The organism is Geodermatophilus sp. SYSU D01186 (genome assembly GCF_054050215.1).
Genome location: NZ_JBJGYW010000078.1, coordinates 1 through 976, shown reverse-complemented (window position 1 = coordinate 976; position 976 = coordinate 1). Strand labels below are relative to the sequence as shown.

The window sequence follows — 976 nt, the reverse complement described above, 5'->3', positions numbered from 1 at the left end:
CTAGACGAGTAAGTCCGAAGCCGGTCAGTGGTCGTAGGCGATCAGTGACCGGGTGATCGGCTGGGCGGTGGCTCGGTTGTGCCAGATGGCGGCGGTGAGCGCCAGGATCCGCTGGGCGACTCGGGTGGCCACGCCGGTGAGGCTGCGCCCGCCGTGCAGTTCCAGGTCGAGCTGGCCTTTGAGGGTGTCGTAGACCGACTCGATGAGCTGGCGGATCGGGGCCAGCAGCGCCTGGCCGGGGCGGGGCGCACGGTTGCGGTAGGAGGGGCGGAGCAGGTCGGCGCCCCGAGCGTGCAGATAGTCGTCGAGTTCGGCGGAGATGTAGCCCTTGTCGGCGAGCAGCAGCAGCCCCGGCCGCTGGGTCAGCAGCGGCTGGTCGTGGTCGAGCATGGCCATGAGCACCTGGCGCTCGTCGATGCCGGGCGGGGCCAGCGCCCAGGTGATCGGCAGCCCGGCCGGGGTGCACACCAGATGCAGCCGCAGCCCCCAAAACCAGCGGGAGTGCGAGCGGCACCAGCCGTAGCCGGCGATCCCGGCCAGCTGCGAGCGCAACGCCGCCGGACGGGAGCGGGCACACTCGACCGGGGTGGAGTCGACCAGCCAGACCGGATCGGTCCACAGATCGGTGTCTGCGGCCAGCTCCCGAATGACCCGCTTGAGCAGGGGCAGCGCCCCGCGCAGCCGCTTGTTGTAGCCGGACTGGCCGGGCAGATAGGGAAATGCTCCGGGCAACGCCTCGGGCACCAGGCGCAGCCAGCGAGTCTCCGATCGAACGCCGAGCAGCACCTGGGCCACGGCCAGGGTCAGCAGTTCGGAGTCGGTCAGCCGCGGCCGGCGTCCGGCGCGCACGCGACCGCCCCGATGGTCGTCGATCCAGACATACAGTGCGGTCAGGAGGGTGTTTAGGTCGGTCCTCACAACCCGAGCCTGAACACCCTCCGCCCGCGCCTACACCGTCCTTCGGCCCTGCGGCGCT

At 70.9% G+C, this 976-nt stretch carries 1 protein-coding gene; it reads right to left on the bottom strand.

The window, feature by feature from the left end; all coding sequences use genetic code 11:
* Positions 1-24: 24 nt before the first annotated feature.
* On the bottom strand, positions 25-918 hold the full coding sequence (locus ACI784_RS25230) for an IS982 family transposase (RefSeq protein WP_457015337.1): 894 nt from the start codon (positions 916-918) through the stop codon (positions 25-27).
* Between the last annotated feature and the right edge of the window lie 58 nt (positions 919-976).